This window comes from Nonomuraea cypriaca (genome assembly GCF_015645445.1).
GTDB classification, from domain to species: domain Bacteria; phylum Actinomycetota; class Actinomycetes; order Streptosporangiales; family Streptosporangiaceae; genus Nonomuraea; species Nonomuraea cypriaca.
The window spans coordinates 1-591 of the sequence record NZ_JADOGI010000578.1; the positions used below are offsets into that span (position 1 = coordinate 1).

The 591-nt window shown below is 70.9% G+C and carries 2 protein-coding genes; both read left to right on the top strand.

The annotated features are described in order from the left end of the window. Positions 1 to 320, top strand: a 320-nt coding sequence (locus ITP53_RS55705; protein WP_207757794.1) for a hypothetical protein, incomplete at its 5' end; no start/stop codon positions are given. Next, positions 317 to 591: hypothetical protein (locus ITP53_RS55710; protein ID WP_207757795.1), on the top strand; the 275-nt coding region annotated here is incomplete at its 3' end. The genes ITP53_RS55705 and ITP53_RS55710, both read left to right, overlap by 4 nt.

Below are 591 nucleotides of genomic sequence, written 5' to 3' on the forward strand. Positions count from 1 at the left end.
CCATGGCGCTGCTGGGCGTCGTCGCGTCGGCCGGGACGGTGGAGGCGACACTCAGAGCGGCCGGCGACCTGGCGCCGCATGCCGTCACGCTGCTCGCCCTGCTCTGGGCCGCCGCCGCCGGCGTGGCCGGGCTGGCGTACGCCGCAGGCCGCGCCGGGCTGATACCGGCGGCGGCCGGCGTGATCGCCGCAGTGGCCGCGCTGCTCGGCACGCTCACCGCTGACCCGGGCGCTCCCTATCTCCTCGGCGCCGTCCCGCTCGGCGCCGGGCTGCTCGCCGAAACGATCCGATCACGCTCGTTGAAGGGACCTGCCTCATGAGAACCGTCAACAAGATCGTCTCGTACGTCATCGCGCCCGAGGTCGTGATCCAGGCGATGGTGATCGCCCTGGCCATCGCGGGGCTCGGCAGGTGGGTCTCGCACGGCAACGTGTTCGACAAGGCCGTCATGGAGAGCGAGGAGCTCCCCTTCCCCGAGGTCGTCGGCATCATCGTGCACGGGATCAACAGCGGCCTCGTGATCCCCGTCCTCGCCCTCGTCCTTCTGATCCTGTCGTTCTTCGCCAGGATCTCGGGCGCACGACATCGAGG